The organism is Streptomyces sp. YJ-C3 (genome assembly GCF_053891275.1).
This window is the reverse complement of record NZ_CM132685.1, coordinates 5,881,011-5,901,231: the sequence shown is the minus strand read 5'-3', so window position 1 is coordinate 5,901,231 and position 20,221 is coordinate 5,881,011. Positions and strand designations below refer to the sequence as shown.

Annotated in this window: 13 protein-coding genes, 3 rRNA genes and 1 riboswitch; of the genes, 14 read left to right on the top strand and 2 right to left on the bottom strand. The window is 65.8% G+C overall.

The features are described from left to right. Positions 1-23: 23 nt before the first annotated feature. On the bottom strand, positions 24-473 hold the full coding sequence (locus tag ACVHNB_RS26380; protein ID WP_428956070.1) for a PTS sugar transporter subunit IIA: 450 nt from the start codon (positions 471-473) through the stop codon (positions 24-26). Positions 474-1,150: 677 nt separating this feature from the next. On the opposite strand from ACVHNB_RS26380, the gene ACVHNB_RS26375 reads away from it, so the two are divergent. The 13 genes from ACVHNB_RS26375 (at position 1,151) to ACVHNB_RS26315 (ending at position 16,482) form a co-directional block, all read left to right on the top strand. After that, a 16S ribosomal RNA gene (locus tag ACVHNB_RS26375) occupies positions 1,151-2,676 on the top strand. A 309-nt stretch (positions 2,677-2,985) separates the two neighbouring features. Beyond that, positions 2,986-6,106, top strand: a 23S ribosomal RNA gene (locus ACVHNB_RS26370). An 89-nt stretch (positions 6,107-6,195) separates the two neighbouring features. After that, a 5S ribosomal RNA gene (gene rrf / locus ACVHNB_RS26365) occupies positions 6,196-6,312 on the top strand. Together the 16S, 23S and 5S rRNA genes form the textbook arrangement of a ribosomal RNA operon. Positions 6,313-6,451: 139 nt before the next feature. Next, positions 6,452-7,060 carry a CDP-alcohol phosphatidyltransferase family protein gene (locus ACVHNB_RS26360; RefSeq protein ID WP_428956071.1) on the top strand — a complete coding sequence of 203 codons (609 nt, stop codon included), beginning with the start codon at positions 6,452-6,454 and terminating at the stop codon, positions 7,058-7,060. Between the two features lie 114 nt (positions 7,061-7,174). Continuing rightward, complete coding sequence (locus ACVHNB_RS26355; RefSeq protein WP_428956072.1) at positions 7,175-9,670, top strand: sugar phosphate nucleotidyltransferase; 2,496 nt, start codon at positions 7,175-7,177, stop codon at positions 9,668-9,670. A gap of 89 nt (positions 9,671-9,759) precedes the next feature. Beyond that, a complete protein-coding gene (locus ACVHNB_RS26350; protein WP_428956073.1) occupies positions 9,760-10,665 on the top strand; it encodes a DUF881 domain-containing protein in 906 nt (301 codons plus the stop codon). After that, positions 10,662-10,994, top strand: coding sequence for a small basic family protein (locus ACVHNB_RS26345; RefSeq protein WP_031069011.1), 333 nt, complete (start codon positions 10,662-10,664; stop codon positions 10,992-10,994). Before ACVHNB_RS26350 ends, ACVHNB_RS26345 begins: the two co-directional genes overlap by 4 nt. A gap of 5 nt (positions 10,995-10,999) precedes the next feature. Further along, entirely contained in the window at positions 11,000-11,866 is an 867-nt protein-coding gene (locus ACVHNB_RS26340) for a DUF881 domain-containing protein (protein WP_456226060.1), read from the top strand. 82 nt (positions 11,867-11,948) lie between these two features. Then, the gene (locus ACVHNB_RS26335) at positions 11,949-12,890 is read left to right on the top strand and encodes an FHA domain-containing protein (RefSeq protein ID WP_456228954.1); all 942 of its coding nucleotides are present in this window, start codon (positions 11,949-11,951) and stop codon (positions 12,888-12,890) included. 27 nt (positions 12,891-12,917) lie between these two features. Next, positions 12,918-13,649, top strand: a complete 732-nt coding sequence (gene ftsR, locus ACVHNB_RS26330; protein ID WP_428956075.1) for a transcriptional regulator FtsR — start codon at positions 12,918-12,920, stop codon at positions 13,647-13,649. Positions 13,650-13,735: 86 nt separating this feature from the next. Further along, positions 13,736-14,209, top strand: a complete 474-nt coding sequence (locus tag ACVHNB_RS26325; RefSeq protein ID WP_005475662.1) for a bifunctional nuclease family protein — start codon at positions 13,736-13,738, stop codon at positions 14,207-14,209. A 193-nt stretch (positions 14,210-14,402) separates the two neighbouring features. Beyond that, positions 14,403-15,023: a MerR family transcriptional regulator gene (locus ACVHNB_RS26320; protein WP_428956076.1), complete on the top strand. Its 621-nt coding sequence runs from the start codon at positions 14,403-14,405 to the stop codon at positions 15,021-15,023. Positions 15,024-15,069: 46 nt separating this feature from the next. After that, positions 15,070-16,482, top strand: a complete 1,413-nt coding sequence (locus tag ACVHNB_RS26315; RefSeq protein WP_428956077.1) for a DNA polymerase IV — start codon at positions 15,070-15,072, stop codon at positions 16,480-16,482. Between the two features lie 18 nt (positions 16,483-16,500). Here the strand turns inward: ACVHNB_RS26315 and ACVHNB_RS26310 are convergent, their stop codons facing one another. Next, a complete protein-coding gene (locus tag ACVHNB_RS26310; protein ID WP_428956078.1) occupies positions 16,501-16,875 on the bottom strand; it encodes a PRC-barrel domain-containing protein in 375 nt (124 codons plus the stop codon). A 114-nt stretch (positions 16,876-16,989) separates the two neighbouring features. Next, positions 16,990-17,085, top strand: a riboswitch (glycine riboswitch). Between the two features lie 185 nt (positions 17,086-17,270). Here ACVHNB_RS26310 and gcvP point away from each other — a divergent pair. Next, on the top strand, positions 17,271-20,156 hold the full coding sequence (gene gcvP, locus ACVHNB_RS26305; RefSeq protein ID WP_428956079.1) for an aminomethyl-transferring glycine dehydrogenase: 2,886 nt from the start codon (positions 17,271-17,273) through the stop codon (positions 20,154-20,156). The last annotated feature ends 65 nt before the right edge of the window (positions 20,157-20,221 follow it).

The following is a 20,221-nucleotide window of genomic DNA, read 5'->3' as shown; positions in this document are numbered from 1 at the left end:
CGGCCGTCAGTGACGGCGTCCCGTCACTTCCAGCCGAAGAGCGCGTCGCCGGCCTTGAGGTCGCCGTCGGCGACGACATCGGACAGCGACTCCGCGGTGGCCTCGAGCGCGACGACGGGGCACACCGGCGACTTGCCCGCGGCCTCGACCGCAGCCGGGTTCCAGCGGACCACGGACTGGCCGCGCTGCACGGTGTCGCCCTTGTTGACGAGCAGCTCGAAGCCCTCGCCGTTGAGCTGGACGGTGTCGATGCCCAGGTGGGTCAGTACACCGTGACCCTCCTCGTCCACCACGACGAAGGCGTGCGGGTGCAGGGACACGACGATGCCGCTGACGGGAGCGACGGCCTCGGAGGGCTCGCGGACGGGGTCGATGGCGGTGCCGGGGCCGACCATCGCACCGGAGAACACCGGGTCAGGAACGGCGGAGAGCCCGATGGCGCGTCCTTCAAGAGGGGACGTCACACTGGTCATGGCAAGCCTCCCAGGGGGCGGAGATTCAAGGTCGTCGTCACTACCTGTCCTGGACGACGTACTGTTCAGAAGCGTAAGTCATAAAAAGTCCCGGTTCCGCACGAGAGGTACCGGTTGGCTGACGTAGGGGCGCTCGGCAAACGATTTGCGCCGCACCCGGGGCCCCATGTACTGTCGTACTCCTGCCTGGGAGCGACCGACGCCATCGAGCGTCCTTCATCCGGGCGGCAACTATCAAGTCGAACCTTATCTCTGATCAGCTTCTGCATGCCCGCAGACGTGTGGTCAGACGGTCGAGAAAAGGCTGGTAGAGTTCGATCTCGCCGGAAAGGAAACCGCGAAAGCGGAATTCCTGGAAAGCGAAGCAAGACCCCGAGGAAGTCGGCCGGTGAAACGGTCTGATAGAGTCGGAAACACGAAATACCGAAGGGAAGCGCCCGGAGGAAAGCCCGAGAGGGTGAGTACAAAGGAAGCGTCCGTTCCTTGAGAACTCAACAGCGTGCCAAAAATCAACGCCAGATATGTTGATACCCCGACTCACTTCGGTGAGTTGAGGTTCCTTTGAAAAAGTCCTGCCGGTCACTGACCGGTAGGCGCACAGCGAGGACGCTGTGAACAGGGGGATTATTCCTCTCCTTGTTCCGCTCTCGTGGTGTCACCCCGATCACGGGGAAACATTCACGGAGAGTTTGATCCTGGCTCAGGACGAACGCTGGCGGCGTGCTTAACACATGCAAGTCGAACGATGAAGCCCTTCGGGGTGGATTAGTGGCGAACGGGTGAGTAACACGTGGGCAATCTGCCCTGCACTCTGGGACAAGCCCTGGAAACGGGGTCTAATACCGGATGACACTCCTTCAGGCATCTGAGGGGGTTGAAAGCTCCGGCGGTGCAGGATGAGCCCGCGGCCTATCAGCTTGTTGGTGAGGTAGTGGCTCACCAAGGCGACGACGGGTAGCCGGCCTGAGAGGGCGACCGGCCACACTGGGACTGAGACACGGCCCAGACTCCTACGGGAGGCAGCAGTGGGGAATATTGCACAATGGGCGAAAGCCTGATGCAGCGACGCCGCGTGAGGGATGACGGCCTTCGGGTTGTAAACCTCTTTCAGCAGGGAAGAAGCGAAAGTGACGGTACCTGCAGAAGAAGCGCCGGCTAACTACGTGCCAGCAGCCGCGGTAATACGTAGGGCGCAAGCGTTGTCCGGAATTATTGGGCGTAAAGAGCTCGTAGGCGGCTTGTCGCGTCGGTTGTGAAAGCCCGGGGCTTAACCCCGGGTCTGCAGTCGATACGGGCAGGCTAGAGTTCGGTAGGGGAGATCGGAATTCCTGGTGTAGCGGTGAAATGCGCAGATATCAGGAGGAACACCGGTGGCGAAGGCGGATCTCTGGGCCGATACTGACGCTGAGGAGCGAAAGCGTGGGGAGCGAACAGGATTAGATACCCTGGTAGTCCACGCCGTAAACGGTGGGCACTAGGTGTGGGCAACATTCCACGTTGTCCGTGCCGCAGCTAACGCATTAAGTGCCCCGCCTGGGGAGTACGGCCGCAAGGCTAAAACTCAAAGGAATTGACGGGGGCCCGCACAAGCAGCGGAGCATGTGGCTTAATTCGACGCAACGCGAAGAACCTTACCAAGGCTTGACATACACCGGAAAGCATTAGAGATAGTGCCCCCCTTGTGGTCGGTGTACAGGTGGTGCATGGCTGTCGTCAGCTCGTGTCGTGAGATGTTGGGTTAAGTCCCGCAACGAGCGCAACCCTTGTTCTGTGTTGCCAGCATGCCCTTCGGGGTGATGGGGACTCACAGGAGACCGCCGGGGTCAACTCGGAGGAAGGTGGGGACGACGTCAAGTCATCATGCCCCTTATGTCTTGGGCTGCACACGTGCTACAATGGCAGGTACAATGAGCTGCGATACCGCGAGGTGGAGCGAATCTCAAAAAGCCTGTCTCAGTTCGGATTGGGGTCTGCAACTCGACCCCATGAAGTTGGAGTTGCTAGTAATCGCAGATCAGCATTGCTGCGGTGAATACGTTCCCGGGCCTTGTACACACCGCCCGTCACGTCACGAAAGTCGGTAACACCCGAAGCCGGTGGCCCAACCCCTTGTGGGAGGGAGCTGTCGAAGGTGGGACTGGCGATTGGGACGAAGTCGTAACAAGGTAGCCGTACCGGAAGGTGCGGCTGGATCACCTCCTTTCTAAGGAGCACTTCTTACCGGGCTTGCTCGGTCAGAGGCCAGCATGCGAGCGAATGTCTCGCACTGGTTGCTCATGGGTGGAACGTTGATTATTCGATCTGGTTCACGGGTCGGAGGCTGTGAGTACTGCTCTTCGGAGCGTGGAAAACATGATCTCCGGACGGGACCGGGTCGGGCACGCTGTTGGGTATCTGAGGGTACGGACTTGTTCCTGACCTCAATGCCGGCCCCGGTAAAAATCTGCTTCGGTGGGTTGTGACGGGTGGTTGGTCGTTGTTTGAGAACTGCACAGTGGACGCGAGCATCTGTGGCCAAGTTTTTAAGGGCGCACGGTGGATGCCTTGGCACCAGGAACCGATGAAGGACGTGGGAGGCCACGATAGTCCCCGGGGAGTCGTCAACCAGGCTTTGATCCGGGGGTTTCCGAATGGGGAAACCCGGCAGTCGTCATGGGCTGTCACCCGCTGCTGAACACATAGGCAGTGTGGAGGGAACGCGGGGAAGTGAAACATCTCAGTACCCGCAGGAAGAGAAAACAACCGTGATTCCGGGAGTAGTGGCGAGCGAAACTGGATGAGGCCAAACCTACGACGTGTGAGACCCGGCAGGGGTTGCGTCGTGGGGGTTGTGGGATCTCTTTTCTACGGTCTGCCGGCCGTGGGACGAGTCAGAAACCGTTGATGTAGGCGAAGGACATGCGAAAGGTCCGGCGTAGAGGGTAAGACCCCCGTAGTCGAAACGTCAGCGGCTCGTTTAAGAGACACCCAAGTAGCACGGGGCCCGAGAAATCCCGTGTGAATCTGGCGGGACCACCCGTTAAGCCTAAATATTCCCTGGTGACCGATAGCGGATAGTACCGTGAGGGAATGGTGAAAAGTACCGCGGGAGCGGAGTGAAATAGTACCTGAAACCGTGTGCCTACAAGCCGTGGGAGCGTCGGATATGTGCTTGCACATATCTCGTGACTGCGTGCCTTTTGAAGAATGAGCCTGCGAGTTTGCGGTGTGTTGCGAGGTTAACCCGTGTGGGGAAGCCGTAGCGAAAGCGAGTCCGAATAGGGCGATTCAGTAGCGCGCTCAAGACCCGAAGCGGAGTGATCTAGCCATGGGCAGGTTGAAGCGGAGGTAAGACTTCGTGGAGGACCGAACCCACCAGGGTTGAAAACCTGGGGGATGACCTGTGGTTAGGGGTGAAAGGCCAATCAAACTCCGTGATAGCTGGTTCTCCCCGAAATGCATTTAGGTGCAGCGTCGTGTGTTTCTTGCCGGAGGTAGAGCACTGGATAGGCGATGGGCCCTACCGGGTTACTGACCTTAGCCAAACTCCGAATGCCGGTAAGTGAGAGCGCGGCAGTGAGACTGTGGGGGATAAGCTCCATGGTCGAGAGGGAAACAGCCCAGAGCATCGACTAAGGCCCCTAAGCGTACGCTAAGTGGGAAAGGATGTGGAGTCGCAGAGACAACCAGGAGGTTGGCTTAGAAGCAGCCACCCTTGAAAGAGTGCGTAATAGCTCACTGGTCTAGTGATTCCGCGCCGACAATGTAGCGGGGCTCAAGCGTACCGCCGAAGTCGTGTCATTGCAGCAAGAGGGCCAACGCCTGCTGTGATGGGTAGGGGAGCGTCGTGTGCCGGGTGAAGCTGCAGCGGAAGCTAGTGGTGGACGGTTCACGAGTGAGAATGCAGGCATGAGTAGCGATACACACGTGAGAAACGTGTGCGCCGATTGACTAAGGGTTCCTGGGTCAAGCTGATCTGCCCAGGGTAAGTCGGGACCTAAGGCGAGGCCGACAGGCGTAGTCGATGGATAACCGGTTGATATTCCGGTACCCGCTGTGAAGCGTCAAACATCGAATCCAGTGATGCTAAGGCCGTGAAGCCGTTCCGGACCCTTCGGGGAATGGAAAGTGGTGGAGCCGCCGGCCCAAGTTGGTAGTAGGTGAGTGATGGGGTGACGCAGGAAGGTAGTCCAGCCCGGGCGGTGGTTGTCCCGGGGTAAGGGTGTAGGACGTGATCCAGGTAAATCCGGTTCACATGAGTCTGAGACCTGATGCCGAGCCGATTGTGGTGAAGTGGATGATCCTATGCTGTCGAGAAAAGCCTCTAGCGAGTTTCATGGCGGCCCGTACCCTAAACCGACTCAGGTGGTCAGGTAGAGAATACCGAGGCGTTCGGGTGAACTATGGTTAAGGAACTCGGCAAAATGCCCCCGTAACTTCGGGAGAAGGGGGGCCATTCCTGGTGATGAGTCTTGCACTCTGAGCTGGGGGTGGCCGCAGAGACCAGCGAGAAGCGACTGTTTACTAAAAACACAGGTCCGTGCGAAGCCGTAAGGCGATGTATACGGACTGACGCCTGCCCGGTGCTGGAACGTTAAGGGGACCGGTTAGTCAAGATTCGTCTTGGCGAAGCTGAGAACTTAAGCGCCAGTAAACGGCGGTGGTAACTATAACCATCCTAAGGTAGCGAAATTCCTTGTCGGGTAAGTTCCGACCTGCACGAATGGCGTAACGACTTCTCGACTGTCTCAACCATAGGCCCGGTGAAATTGCACTACGAGTAAAGATGCTCGTTTCGCGCAGCAGGACGGAAAGACCCCGGGACCTTTACTACAGTTTGATATTGGTGTTCGGTTCGGCTTGTGTAGGATAGGTGGGAGACTGTGAACTCTGGACGCCAGTTCAGGGGGAGTCGTCGTTGAAATACCACTCTGGTCGTGCTGGATGTCTAACCTGGGTCCGTGATCCGGATCAGGGACAGTGTCTGATGGGTAGTTTAACTGGGGCGGTTGCCTCCCAAAGGGTAACGGAGGCGCCCAAAGGTTCCCTCAGCCTGGTTGGTAATCAGGTGTTGAGTGTAAGTGCACAAGGGAGCTTGACTGTGAGACCGACGGGTCGAGCAGGGACGAAAGTCGGGACTAGTGATCCGGCGGTGGCTTGTGGAAGCGCCGTCGCTCAACGGATAAAAGGTACCCCGGGGATAACAGGCTGATCTTCCCCAAGAGTCCATATCGACGGGATGGTTTGGCACCTCGATGTCGGCTCGTCGCATCCTGGGGCTGGAGTCGGTCCCAAGGGTTGGGCTGTTCGCCCATTAAAGCGGTACGCGAGCTGGGTTTAGAACGTCGTGAGACAGTTCGGTCCCTATCCGCTGTGCGCGTAGGAGTCTTGAGAAGGGCTGTCCCTAGTACGAGAGGACCGGGACGGACGAACCTCTGGTGTGCCAGTTGTCCTGCCAAGGGCATGGCTGGTTGGCTACGTTCGGAAAGGATAACCGCTGAAAGCATCTAAGCGGGAAGCCTGCTTCAAGATGAGGACTCCCACCCCCTTTGAGGGGTTAAGGCTCCCAGTAGACGACTGGGTTGATAGGCCAGATCTGGAAGCACCGTAAGGTGTGGAGGTGACTGGTACTAATAGGCCGAGGGCTTGTCCTCAGTTGCTCGCGTCCACTGTGTTGGTTCTGAAACCACGAACAACCGTCGAAGCCGATTGGCTACGGCTCCGGTTGACAGTTTCATAGTGTTTCGGTGGTCATAGCGTGAGGGAAACGCCCGGTTACATTCCGAACCCGGAAGCTAAGCCTTACAGCGCCGATGGTACTGCAGGGGGGACCCTGTGGGAGAGTAGGACGCCGCCGAACTATTGTTGAGAAAAGCCCCGGACTGGGATACGGTCCGGGGCTTTTCTGCGTTTACAGCGACCCCCCTCGCTCGGGCCGGCCGGGGCTGAGGGTAAAGTCAGGGGGCATCGTTGGCTCGTTTCCCACAGGAGGCCCCCGGGTGGAGGTCCAGGAGACCCGTGTCCAGACGGACCGGGTCCTCACCATCCCGAACATCCTCAGCATGGCGCGTCTCGTCGGCGTACCCCTCTTCCTGTGGCTCATCCTCAGGCCTGAGTTCGGTGGCCCCAAGAGCGACGGCTGGGCGCTGCTGGTACTCGCGCTGAGCGGCATCAGCGATTACCTCGACGGGAAGCTCGCCCGCCGCTGGAATCAGATCAGCAACCTGGGTCGGCTTCTCGATCCCGCCGCTGACCGGCTCTACATTTTGTCCACCTTGGTCGGTTTGACCTGGCGCGAGATTCTTCCGATTTGGTTGACCGCCGTACTGCTGGCGCGAGAACTGGTTCTCCTGGTGATGGTGGGGATCCTCAGGCGGCACGGCTATCCGCCCCCGCAGGTGAACTTCCTCGGCAAGGCGGCTACCTTCAACTTGATGTACGCGTTCCCCTTGCTGCTGCTCAGCGACGGAAGCGGATGGATCCACGAACTCGCTGCTGTTTTCGGATGGGCGTTCGCAGGATGGGGTACAACGCTGTACTGGTGGGCAGGGATCCTGTACATGGTTCAAGTCCGCCGACTCGTCAGGGCGGACTCCATGGCCGATTGAGCTCGCCAATAGGCGTTCTGTGAGGCCGGATGACCCGCAGCATCACCACTGCGGGTCATTGAGGACGGGCGAAGTCGGCCAGACCGTCGTCTCTTCAAGGAGGACGCTTCCGACATGAAGGCCGTCGTAATGGCCGGAGGCGAAGGTACCCGCCTTCGCCCCATGACCTCGAGCATGCCCAAGCCGCTCCTGCCCGTGGCAAACCGGCCGATCATGGAGCATGTGCTCAGGTTGCTCAAGCGGCATGGGCTCACCGAAACAGTTGTCACCGTGCAGTTCCTGGCGTCGCTCGTCAAGAACTACTTCGGAGACGGCGAAGAGCTCGGGATGGAGCTCACCTATGCCAATGAGGAGAAGCCCCTCGGTACTGCCGGCAGCGTCAAGAACGCTGAGGAAGCGCTGAAGGACGATGCGTTTCTCGTCATCTCCGGCGACGCCCTGACCGATTTCGACCTGACCGAGCTCATCAATTTCCACAAGGAAAAGGGTGCGCTCGTCACCGTCTGTCTGACGCGTGTGCCCAATCCACTGGAATTCGGCATCACCATCGTCGACGAGGAGGGGAAGGTCGAGCGATTCCTTGAGAAGCCGACATGGGGGCAGGTCTTCTCCGACACCGTCAACACGGGCATCTATGTGATGGAACCCGAGGTCTTCGACTACGTCGAGGCCGATGTGCCGGTCGACTGGTCCGGAGACGTCTTCCCGCAGCTGATGAAGGAAGGCCGGCCCGTCTACGGCTACGTCGCCGAGGGGTACTGGGAGGACGTCGGCACCCACGAGAGCTATGTGAAGGCCCAGGCCGACGTCCTGGAGAGCAAGGTCGACGTCGAACTCGACGGCTTCGAGATCTCGCCCGGCGTCTGGGTCGCCGAGGGCGCCGAGGTGCATCCCGACGCCGTGCTGCGTGGGCCGCTCTACATCGGTGACTACGCCAAGGTCGAAGCCGATGTGGAGATTCGCGAACACACCGTCGTCGGCTCGAACGTCGTGGTCAAGAGCGGCGCCTTTCTGCACAAGGCCGTCGTGCACGACAACGTCTACATCGGCCAGCACAGCAATCTGCGCGGCTGTGTCGTCGGCAAGAACACCGACATCATGCGATCCGCGCGGATCGAGGACGGCGCTGTCATCGGAGACGAGTGCCTCGTCGGTGAAGAATCGATCGTCCAGGGCAATGTGCGGGTCTACCCGTTCAAGACGGTCGAGGCCGGCGCGTTCGTCAACACCTCGGTGATCTGGGAGTCCCGCGGACAGGCCCATCTGTTCGGTGCCCGCGGTGTCTCCGGCATCCTGAACGTCGAGATCACGCCTGAGCTGGCCGTGCGACTGGCGGGTGCGTATGCGACGACCCTGAAGAAGGGGTCGACCGTCACCACCGCTCGTGACCACTCACGTGGTGCCCGTGCGCTCAAGCGGGCCGTCATCTCCGCCCTGCAGGCCAGTGCCATCGACGTGAGGGACCTGGAGAACGTGCCCCTGCCGGTGGCGCGGCAGCAGACCGCTCGGGGCAGCGCCGGCGGCATCATGATCCGTACGACACCGGGTGTCCCGGACTCCGTCGACATCATGTTCTTCGACGAGCGCGGCGCCGACCTCTCACAGGGCAGCCAGCGCAAGCTCGACCGCGTGTACGCGCGGCAGGAGTACCGGCGGGCGTTCCCCGGCGAGATCGGGGACCTGCACTTCCCGTCCAGCGTCTTCGACTCGTACACCGGTTCCCTGCTGCGGAACGTGAACACCACCGGCATCGCCGATGCCGGGCTCAAGGTGGTCGTCGACGCCTCCAACGGCAGCGCCGGCCTGGTCCTGCCCAGCCTGCTCGGGCGGCTCGGGGTCGACTCGCTGACCATCAATCCCGGGCTCGACGAATCGCGGCCCACCGAGACCGCGGACGCCCGCAGGTCCGGGCTCGTGCGGCTCGGCGAGATCGTGGCGTCGGCCCGGGCCGCCTTCGGCGTGCGGTTCGACCCGGTCGGTGAGCGTCTGTCGCTCGTCGACGAGAAGGGGCGGATCGTCGAGGACGACCGGGCGCTCCTGGTCATGCTCGACCTCGTCGCCGCGGAGCGCAGAAGCGGGCGCGTCGCGCTGCCGGTCACGACCACGCGCATCGCCGAGCAGGTCGCCGCGTACCACGGCACGCAGGTGGAGTGGACGACCACGTCGCCCGACGACCTCACGCGTGTGGGCCGTGAGGACGGCACCATCTTCGGCGGGGACGGGCGCGGCGGGTTCATCGTGCCGGAGTTCAGCAGTGTGTTCGACGGGGCTGCCGCGTTCGTGCGGCTCATTGGTCTTGTCGCGCGGACGCAGCTGACCCTGAGCCAGATCGACGCGCGGATTCCGCGGGCACACGTGCTGAAGCGCGATCTGGCGACCCCGTGGGCCGTCAAGGGCCTCGTCATGCGGCGGGTCGTCGAGGCGGCCGGCGACCGGTCCGTGGACACGACCGACGGCGTACGGGTCGTGGAGGCGGACGGGCGCTGGGTCATGGTGCTGCCCGACCCGGCGGAGGCCGTCACCCATCTGTGGGCCGAGGGGCCCGACGACGCCTCGGCGCAGCAGCTGCTCGACGAGTGGTCGGCCGTGGTGGACAGCGCCGGGCGCTGAGTCCGCGCAGGCTCCGGTCGGCGCCCGTCGAGGGCGCCGACCGGCTCGCCGACGGGGCCATTCGGAGGTAGCGGCCACGACGTGCGAATATGTGCGGCATGCCGCAGCAGCCCCCCGTTCGGAGCACCCCCAAGCGCCCCGCGCGCCCCGACGCCTCCATGTCGCTGCTGACCAATGTGATGGACCACAGCCTGGACGACGGGTACGCGGAAGCCGCTGCCCGCAGGCGGGCTCTGGGGCAGAGCGGGCTGCCGAAGACACTGCGCGCGAAGCTCGGGCTCGCCGCGGGGCTGGTGCTCGCCGCGCTCGTGGTGACCGTCGGCGCCGCGCAGGCCCGGGTGGCCGCGCCGGTCGTGGCCAAGGAGCGCGAGGAGCTCATCGACCGCATCGATCAGGAGACCGAGTCCGCCGACAAACTGGAGGGCCAGGTCGACTCGTTGCGGACCGACGTGGGGGACATGCAGCGTGAGGCGCTGAAGAAGCACGGCGGTGAGCAGGGCGAGTTGGTGGGGGTGCTCTCGGGCGCCGTCGCCGTGCACGGGCCCGGCGTCAAGCTCGTGGTCGACGACGCCAAGTCGGCCACGTCCGGCGGCGGCAGCGGGCCGCGGGAGAGCAGCGGGTTCTCCGACACCGGGCGGGTGCGCGACCGCGACATGCAGCGGGTCATCAACGGCCTGTGGCAGTCGGGCGCCGAGGCCGTCAGCATCAACGGGCAGCGGCTCACCGCACTGTCCGCCATCAGGGCCGCGGGTGACGCGATACTGGTCGACAACAAGCCGCTGGTGCCGCCTTACACGGTGCTCGCGGTGGGGGACGGACAGCGGCTGAGCACCCGGTTCCAGAACAGTCCTGACGGGTTGTATCTGCACGCCCTGCAGGAGAACTTCGGGATCCGGACCAGCATTTCGGCCCAGGGGGACATCAAGCTTCCCGCCGCACCCAGCGTGATCGTACGTACAGCACAGCCGAGAGCAGAGCAGAAGGGCACATCGTGATCGCCGTACTGGGCCTCGTCGTGGGAGTCGTGGTCGGGCTGTTCGTCCGTCCCGAGGTTCCGGCGGTGGTCGAGCCCTACCTTCCGATCGCCGTGGTCGCGGCGCTCGACGCGGTGTTCGGCGGGCTGCGCGCCATGCTGGACGGGATCTTCGTCGACAAGGTGTTCGTCGTGTCGTTCCTGTCGAACGTCGTCGTGGCCGCGCTCATCGTCTTCCTGGGCGACAAGTTGGGCGTCGGGGCCCAGCTGTCCACCGGCGTCGTCGTCGTCCTCGGCATCCGTATCTTCTCCAACGCGGCCGCCATCCGTCGGCACGTCTTCCGGGCGTGAGGCCGATGAACGCTGAGCACGGCGACAACGCCGAGGACCGGGACGCGGCCGAGCAGGAGAACCGGCTGCGCAAGGAACTGCCCGCCGAAGTGGCGCCGGCGGCCGGGGAGCCGGTACCGGAACCGGAGCCGGCCGGTGAGCCGCAGCTGACCGGGCGTCAGCGGCTGGTGAAGGGCCTGTGGCCGCCGCGCGTGTCGCGTGCCCAACTGACCGTGGCCGTGCTGCTGTTCGTGCTGGGCCTCGGACTCGCCATCCAGGTGCGTTCCAACAGCGACAACAGCGCTCTGCGAGGTGCGCGGCAGGAAGATCTCGTCCGCATTCTCGATGAACTCGATGACCGGACGCAGCGTCTGGAAGATGAGAAGCAAGGTCTCGAGGACCAGCGCACCGAGTTGGAGAACAGCTCGGACCAGGCGGAGGAGGCGCGCAAGCAGACGGTCGAGAAGGAGCGCCAGCTCGGCATTCTGGCGGGCACCGTGGGCGCGCAGGGTCCAGGGATCACCATGACCGTCACCGACACCCATCGGGCCGTCGAGGCGGACATGCTGCTCGACGCGATCCAGGAGCTGCGGGCGGCGGGTGCCGAGGCGATCCAGGTGAACGACGTGCGCGTCGTGGCGAACACGTACCTTACGGACGCGAGTGGAGGGAAGGGGGTCAGCGTGGACGGGCAGAAGATCAGCCAGCCGTACGTCTTCAAGGTCATCGGCAAGCCGCAGGACCTGGAACCGGCCCTCAACATCCCCGGAGGTGTGGTGCAGACACTGGAGAAGGAGCAGGCCACGGTGTCCGTGAGCCGCTCGGAGAAGATCGTTGTGGACGCCTTGCGGGCAGCGCAGCGGCCTGACTACGCTCGGTCGTCCTCGCAGTGAGGCGCGGGCGCATGGGGGATGTCATGCGAGGGCATGAGGTTGCGGGGGGTCGGCGCACCGTAGGCGGGGTGCGTGGTGGAAACTGTTTGGCGGATACGGACGTTGTGAGGATGTCCGTGTCATTGATGTACGCCGATGTGTGCAATCAGGGTTCGTCCTGCCCCACGGGCGGGTCTGTTTCGGTCAAGGGGAATCGCCCGTGAAGTTGTTTGCGAAGTTGTTCGGCAAGAGTGCGCGTGAGGACGCCCGTCATCGTGCGCCGCGCCACGGAGACGTGCCGGAGACACAGGTGGGCGAGCGCCCGCTGTTCCGGGACCAGGTCGGCGGTGACAATTCGGGCGGACAGGGCGCGTCGTCTGTTGACCCTGCCGGTTCCGGCCGCATAGGTTTCGGGGAACCGTCAACCTCAAGTACGGGTGGAGGGTTCGGCTCCGACCCGTACGCGTCCCACGCCCCCGCGGGGCAGCCGCGGCAGGAGGATCCGTCCATGTCGGCCCTGGTGTGTACGAGGTGCGGAAACCGGAACGGCGAGAACAGCCGGTTCTGCTCCAACTGTGGTGCGCCGCTGCGTGGCGGGGTGGCGGCCGAGGGGCCGTCCGAGACGACGTCCACGATCTCCATCTCGGGTCTCGAGTCGTACGACCCGGAGGCCACCGGTCAGACGCAGCTGCCGGCCCTGTCGCCCGAGGCCCAGGCCGCGGTCGACGCGCTGCCGCTGGGTTCGGCGCTCCTGGTGGTGCGGCGCGGCCCGAACTCGGGCAGCCGCTTCCTCCTGGACGGCGACCTGACCACGGCGGGGCGTCACCCGCAGAGCGACATCTTCCTGGACGACGTGACCGTGTCGCGCCGCCACGTGGAGTTCCGTCGCCAGCAGGACGGCACGTTCACGGTCTCCGACGTCGGCAGCCTCAACGGGACGTACGTCAACCGGGAGCGCATCGACTCCGTGCTGCTGAACAACGGTGACGAGGTGCAGATCGGCAAGTACCGGCTGGTGTTCTACGCGAGCCAGCGAGGTATCTGACCCATCAGCGAACCTTCAGGAAGGTCCATGCTTCATACACCGAGGGGCGGTGCCGGAAGCGGCACCGCCACCGCGGACAGTCGGCTGATGAGCATCGGCACCGTGCTGAACATGCTGCGCGACGAGTTCCCCGAAGTCACCATTTCCAAGATCAGGTTCTTGGAGTCCGAGGGTCTCATCGAGCCGCAGCGGACGCCTTCGGGCTACCGCAAGTTCAGCCCGGACGACGTCGAGCGACTCGCCCACGTCCTGCGCATGCAGCGTGACCACTACCTGCCCCTGAAGGTCATCAAGGAGCAGCTCGACGCCCTGGAGCGGGGCGAGCCCCTGCCCGTGCCCGCTCCCGGACGGCCCGGCGACGCCGCGGACGACGCCGGGGACGGCCCCACCGCCGCTCGCGTCGGCCGGGACGAGCTGCTCGCCGCCGTGGGGATCGGCGAGGGGGAGCTCGACGAGTGGGAGTCGTACGGGCTCATCGCCCCGTTGCCGGACGGCGGTTACGACGCCGCGGCCGTATCCGTCGCCGAGCTGGTGGGTGAGTTGGGCCGGTTCGGTATCGAGCCCCGGCATCTGCGGGTCATGCGGGCGGCCGCGGACCGTGAGGCCGGGCTCGTGGACTCGGTCGTCGCACCGCTCAAGGTGCACCGCAATCCGCAGACCAGGGCCCTCGCGCAGGCGCGGGCCAAGGAGCTGGCGGGCCTGACCGTACGGCTGCATGCCGCACTCGTGCAGACCGCACTCGGGGTCCGTCTGCCCTGATCGCAGGGGCGGGCGAGTGCCGTGGGCCCGGTCCCCGGCGCATGCCCGACTACCCAAACCGGCCGGGCACGTCCTAGGGTTGCTGTGTGAACGAGCTCGACGTCGTAGGTGTCCGGGTCGAAATGCCCTCCAACCAGCCGATCGTGCTCCTGCGTGAAGTGGGAGGCGACCGTTACCTTCCCATCTGGATCGGACCGGGGGAGGCGACGGCGATCGCCTTCGCCCAGCAGGGCATGGCCCCCGCGCGTCCGCTGACGCACGACCTGTTCAAGGACGTGCTCGAAGCGGTCGGTCAGGAGCTCACCGAAGTACGCATCACGGACCTGCGGGAGGGTGTCTTCTACGCGGAGCTGGTGTTCGCGAGCGGCGTCGAGGTCAGCGCCCGCCCGTCCGATGCCATAGCGCTCGCGCTGCGCACCGGGACCCCGATCTTCGGCAGCGACGGAGTCCTGGACGACGCCGGGATCGCGATCCCGGACGAGCAGGAGGACGAAGTGGAGAAGTTCCGCGAGTTCCTGGACCAGATCTCGCCCGAGGACTTCGGGACCAATAGCCAGTGATCGGCACACAATGACCATGAGGCGGTCGCCCGAGGGGCGGCCGCCTCGGCGCATTCGGCTAGCCTTTCCCGGCGGCGGGATACGGGAAACCACTCGTAGGGTGATTATCACTCGGCGTGGCGAGTGTGGCGTTCGTTGACGCACCCCTTGTGACTGCCTACCGTCGAGAAGGCAGGTCAATGAGGAGGTCGGCGTGAGAAGCAGCGGCGACGGTACGGCGACGGGCGGTCCGTACTCGTTTCACGGCAGCGCGGCCGATCACACTCCGCAGCGCCCGCAGGCAGTGTCTGCGGTGGCGGGGGAGAGCGGCGAAGCGACTTCCGAGCAGATCGGATACCGGGGTCCGACCGCGTGCGCGGCGGCCGGCATCACCTATCGACAGCTCGACTACTGGGCGAGAACCGGCCTTGTCGAGCCGAGTGTGCGGCCCGCGTACGGGTCGGGGACACAGCGTCTGTACAGCTTCCGGGACGTCGTCGTCCTGAAGGTCGTCAAGCGTTTCCTGGACACGGGTGTCTCGCTGCAGAACATTCGCACCGCTGTGCAGCATCTGCGCGAGCGGGGCTTCAGGGACCTGGAGCGCATGACCCTCATGAGCGACGGCGCGACCGTCTACGAGTGCACGTCGCCGACCGAGGTGCACGAGCTGCTCCAGGGCGGTCAGGGGATCTTCGGGATCGCCGTGGGCGTGGTCTGGCGGGACGTGGAGAGCGCCCTGTCGCAGCTGCACGGGGAGCGGGTGGACACCGGGGAGACGCTCGTCGGGCACAATCCCGCGGACGAGCTCGCGAGGCGGCGCAACAGGGCCGTGTGACGGTCGTGCGGCCGCGTTGTCAGTGGCGTGAGGCAGCATCGGTGACGTGAGAGCCGCGCCGACGATCCTGCATCTCGACATGGATGCCTTCTACGCCTCTGCCGAGCAGGCGGCGAAGCCGAGCCTGCGCGGGAAAGCGGTCGTCGTGGGCGGGCTCGGGCCGCGTGGTGTGGTGGCCACCGCGTCGTACGAAGCGCGCAGGTTCGGGGTGCATTCGGCCATGCCGATGGGCCAGGCGCGCCGGCTCGCTCCGAACGCCGCGTACCTCGTGCCGCGGTTCCGGCTGTACCGGGAGGTCAGCGAGCAGGTGATGGGGCTCCTGAGGGAGCTTTCGCCGCTGGTGGAGCCGCTGAGCCTGGACGAGGCGTTCGTCGATCTGGAGGCCGGTGAGGTGGCCTGGGACGAGGCTTCCGCCGAGGCCGTCGGCTTGCGGCTGCGGACGGACATCCGGCGCGTGACCGGGCTGACCGGGTCGGTCGGGATCGCCGCCTCCAAGATGCTGGCCAAGATCGCGTCGGAGGAGGCCAAGCCGGACGGGCTGATGCTGATACGGCCGGGGACCGAGCGGGCGCTGCTCGGGCCGAAGTCCGTACGGATCCTGCCGGGTGTCGGGCCGGCGACCGGGGACCATCTGCGGCGGGCCGGGATCCTCACCGTGGCGGAGATCGCCGAGGCGGGAGAGGACGAGCTGGTGCGGCTGCTGGGCAAGTCGCACGGCGGGCATCTGTACGCCATGGCGCTGGCGCACGACGACCGGCCCGTCGTCGCCGAGCGGGATTCCAAGTCCGTGTCGGTCGAGGACACGTACGACGTGGACATTCATGACCGCGTGCGCGTCCGTATGGAGGTGCAGCGGCTCGCCGACCGCTGCGTGGAGCGGTTGCGGGCCGCCGAGCGGTCCGGGCGGACCGTGGTCCTGAAGGTGCGGCGCTACGACTTCTCGACCCTGACGCGGTCCGAGACGCTGCGCGGGCCGACGGACGATCCGGGGGTGGTCCGGGAGGCCGCCGCGCGGCTGCTGGAGTCCGTGGACACGACGGGCGGCGTGCGGTTGCTCGGGGTCGGGGTGAGCGGGCTCGCCGACTTCACGCAGGAGGACCTGTTCGCGCAGGCGGCGCAGGCGGCCCAGGAGGCACAGGCCGCCTCGGAAGAGGCCGCGGACCAGGCGGAGGACGCGCGGGCGGTGAGCCCGGAGGAGGTCGAGGAGACGGTCGCCGAGCCCGTCGAGCGGCGGTGGATGGCCGGGCACGATGTGCGGCATGCCGAGTTCGGCGCCGGGTGGGTGCAGGGGAGCGGGCTCGGGCGGGTGACCGTACGGTTCGAGACGCCGTACTCGGCCGGGCCCGGACGGGTCAGGACGTTCCTCGTCGACGATCCCCTGCTGGAGCCCGCGGAGCCCCTGCCGTTGGTGGAGAGACCAGTAGAGAGACCAGTGGAGAGACCGGTGTCGAGCGCCTGACCCTAGCGAACGGCGCTCTCAGGTGGGGTCCTCGTCCGCCCCCGCAATGCGGCCGAACAGGACGTCCGGGGACTGCGGGGCCGTGATGTCGAGACCGTAGTGGTGGTAGAGCTGGAGTTCCTGCTCGGGGGAGAGGTGGCGGCCCACGCCGAAGTCGGGGGAGTCCTTGATCAGGGAGCGTTCGAAGGGGACACGGAGGGCGCCGTCGACCAGTTCGCTGGGCTCCAGCGGGACGAAGGCGTCGCGGCTGAAGAGGCCCGTCCGTATCGCCGCCCATTCCGGGACGCCCGTGGCGTCGTCGAGGTAGACCTCGTCGATCGTGCCGATCTTGGTTCCGTTGCGGTCGAACGCCTTGCGGCCGATCAGGTTGCGCGGGTCGACGTCGGTGTGCACGGGCCCTCCAGCTGCTCGCAACTCGTCTGTAAGCACTACGAAAGAGCACATTGGGGAAGGCGGCCACTCGAGGGTTCCGGTCATGTCGCCGCTGGTAGGCTGGCAGACGGCTGCTGACCCCGTGCGGGAGAGTCCTCCGATCGTCGTCGGAGGCGCCGAAGGAGCAACTCCTCCCCGGAATCTCTCAGGCCCCTGTACCGCACGGACGAGGTCACTCTGGAAAGCAGGGCGGGGTGCACGTTTTCCGCTCTCACCGACGGTGAAAACCGGTGTGTTCCGTGATCGTGCGGGGCGGACCGGTGAAGCTCTCAGGTTGAGATGACAGAGGGGGAGGCCGTCCGGGCACCCACGCCGTGGTGCCCCTCGCAGGTCCGGGTGACCAGGAGGCCTCCGCAATGACCGCCAACCGTATTCCGCTCTCCGCGCTGGAGCAGGGAATCCCCTTCGAGCAGCGCCACATCGGTCCGGACGACGCCGCTCAGGCCAAGATGCTCGCGCAGGTCGGCTATGGCTCGCTCGACGAGCTGACGGCGGCCGCGGTGCCGGATGTGATCAAGAGCGCCGAGGCGCTGGCGCTGCCGGCCGCCCGGACCGAGGCCGAGGTGCTCGCCGAGCTCCGCTCCCTCGCCGACCGCAACCAGGTGCTCGGCTCGATGATCGGGCTCGGCTACTACGGCACCTTCACGCCGCCCGTGATCCTGCGCAACGTCATGGAGAACCCGTCCTGGTACACGGCCTACACGCCGTACCAGCCGGAGATCTCGCAGGGCCGCCTCGAGGCGCTGCTCAACTTCCAGACGATGGTCGCCGAGCTGACGGGGCTGCCGACCTCCGGTGCCTCCCTCCTCGACGAGGGCACGGCCGCCGCCGAGGCCATGGCGCTGTCGCGGCGCATCGGCAAGGTCAAGGACGGCGTGTACGTCGTCGACGCGGACGCGCTGCCGCAGACCGTCGCCGTCATCCGGACCCGCGCCGAGCCGACCGGTGTCGAGATCGTCGTCGCCGACCTGAGCGACGGCATCCCCGCCGAGGTCGCCGAGCGCGGTGTCGTGGGTGTGCTCGTGCAGTACCCGGGGGCCTCCGGTGCCGTGCGCGACATCAAGCCGGTGATCGACCAGGCGCACGAGCTGGGCGCCGTCGTCACCGTCGCCGCCGATCTTCTCGCTCTGACGCTGTTGACCTCGCCGGGCGAGCTGGGCGCGGACATCGCCGTCGGCACGACCCAGCGCTTCGGTGTCCCGATGGGCTTCGGCGGCCCGCACGCCGGCTACATGGCCGTACGGGAGAAGTTCGCGCGGTCCCTGCCCGGGCGGCTCGTCGGGGTGTCCGTCGACGCCGACGGGAACAAGGCGTACCGGCTCGCGCTGCAGACGCGTGAGCAGCACATCCGGCGCGAGAAGGCCACGAGCAACATCTGTACGGCTCAGGTGCTGCTCGCCGTCATGGCCGGCATGTACGCCGTCTACCACGGTCCGGACGGCCTGAGGTCCATCGCGCAGCGCACCCATCGCTACGCCACGCTGCTGGCCGCCGGTCTGACGGCGGGCGGCGTCGAGGTCGTGCACGGGGCGTACTTCGACACCGTGACGGTCCGGGTGCCGGGCCGTGCCGCGGAGGTCGTCGGCGCCGCCCGTGAGGCCGGGGTGAACCTGCGGCTCGTCGACGCCGACCAGGTGTCGATGGCCTGCGACGAGACCACGACGCGCGACCAACTGGCCGCCGTGTGGGGCGCGTTCGGGGTCGACGCGGACATCGAGGCGCTGGACGCCGAGGTCGCCGAGGCGCTGCCCGAGGGGCTGCTGCGCGGTGACGAGATCCTGACCCACCCGGTCTTCCACCAGCACCGCTCCGAGACCGCGATGCTGCGCTACCTGCGCAAGCTCGCCGACCGCGACTACGCGCTCGACCGCGGCATGATCCCGCTGGGCTCCTGCACGATGAAGCTCAACGCGACGACGGAGATGGAGCCGGTCACCTGGCCCGAGTTCGGGCAGCTGCACCCCTTCGTGCCGGCCGAGCAGGCGCAGGGCTACCTCACGCTCATCCGTGAGCTGGAGGAGCGCCTCGCCGAGGTCACCGGCTACGACAAGGTGTCGTTGCAGCCGAACGCCGGCTCGCAGGGCGAGCTCGCGGGTCTGCTGGCGGTGCGCGGCTACCACCGGGCCAACGGCGACGAGCAGCGCACGGTGTGCCTCATCCCGTCGTCCGCGCACGGCACCAACGCGGCCAGTGCCGTGATGGCCGGGATGAAGGTCGTCGTCGTGAAGACCGCCGACGACGGCGAGATCGACGTCGAGGACCTGCGCGCCAAGATCGAGCAGTACGCCGAGCAGCTGTCCGTCCTCATGATCACGTACCCGTCGACGCACGGTGTCTTCGAGGAGCACGTCGCCGACATCTGCGCCGCCGTGCACGATGCCGGCGGTCAGGTGTACGTCGACGGGGCGAACCTCAACGCGCTGGTGGGGCTCGCCAAGCCGGGGCACTTCGGCGGCGACGTCTCGCACCTGAACCTGCACAAGACGTTCTGCATCCCGCACGGCGGCGGCGGTCCGGGCGTCGGCCCGGTCGGTGTGCGCGCCCACCTCGCGCCGTACCTGCCGAACCACCCGCTGCAGCCGGCCGCCGGTCCGGAGACCGGTGTCGGGCCGATCTCGGCAGCGCCGTGGGGCTCCGCCGGGATCCTGCCGATCTCGTGGTCGTACGTGCGGCTCATGGGCGGCGAGGGGCTGAAGCGGGCGACGCAGGTCGCCGTGCTCTCCGCGAACTACATCGCCAAGCGGCTCGAGCCGCACTTCCCCGTGCTCTACACCGGGCCCGGCGGTCTCGTCGCGCACGAGTGCATCATCGACCTGCGGCCGCTCAGCAAGGCGACCGGGGTCAGTGTCGACGACATCGCCAAGCGCCTGATCGACTACGGGTTCCACGCGCCGACCATGTCGTTCCCGGTTGCCGGGACGCTGATGATCGAGCCGACCGAGAGCGAGGACATCGGGGAGCTCGACCGGTTCTGCGAGGCGATGATCGCCATTCGCGGGGAGATCGAGCGGGTCGCCTCCGGGCAGTGGCCGGCGGACGACAACCCGCTGCGGAACGCTCCGCACACGGCCGGGATGCTCGGCGGAGAGTGGGAGCACGCGTACAGCCGCGAGGAGGCGGTCTTCCCCGCCGGGGTCGCCGCCTCCGACAAGTACTGGCCGCCGGTGCGCCGGATCGACCAGGCCTTCGGTGACCGCAACCTGGTGTGCTCGTGCCCGCCCATGGACGCCTACGAGGCGTGAGGTCCGACGTGACCGCGCGACCGGCCGCCGTGTGCGGCCGGTCGCGCGGTTCTGCTCGGTACTGA

Coding starts and splice junctions, on each gene's coding strand:
- ACVHNB_RS26350 (WP_428956073.1), top strand. CDS start 9,760: ATGTGCGGCATGCCGCAGCAGCCCCCCGTTCGGAGCACCCCCAAGCGC.
- ACVHNB_RS26380 (WP_428956070.1), bottom strand. CDS start 473: ATGACCAGTGTGACGTCCCCTCTTGAAGGACGCGCCATCGGGCTCTCC.
- ACVHNB_RS26340 (WP_456226060.1), top strand. CDS start 11,000: ATGAACGCTGAGCACGGCGACAACGCCGAGGACCGGGACGCGGCCGAG.
- ACVHNB_RS26355 (WP_428956072.1), top strand. CDS start 7,175: ATGAAGGCCGTCGTAATGGCCGGAGGCGAAGGTACCCGCCTTCGCCCC.
- gcvP (WP_428956079.1), top strand. CDS start 17,271: ATGACCGCCAACCGTATTCCGCTCTCCGCGCTGGAGCAGGGAATCCCC.
- ftsR (WP_428956075.1), top strand. CDS start 12,918: ATGCTTCATACACCGAGGGGCGGTGCCGGAAGCGGCACCGCCACCGCG.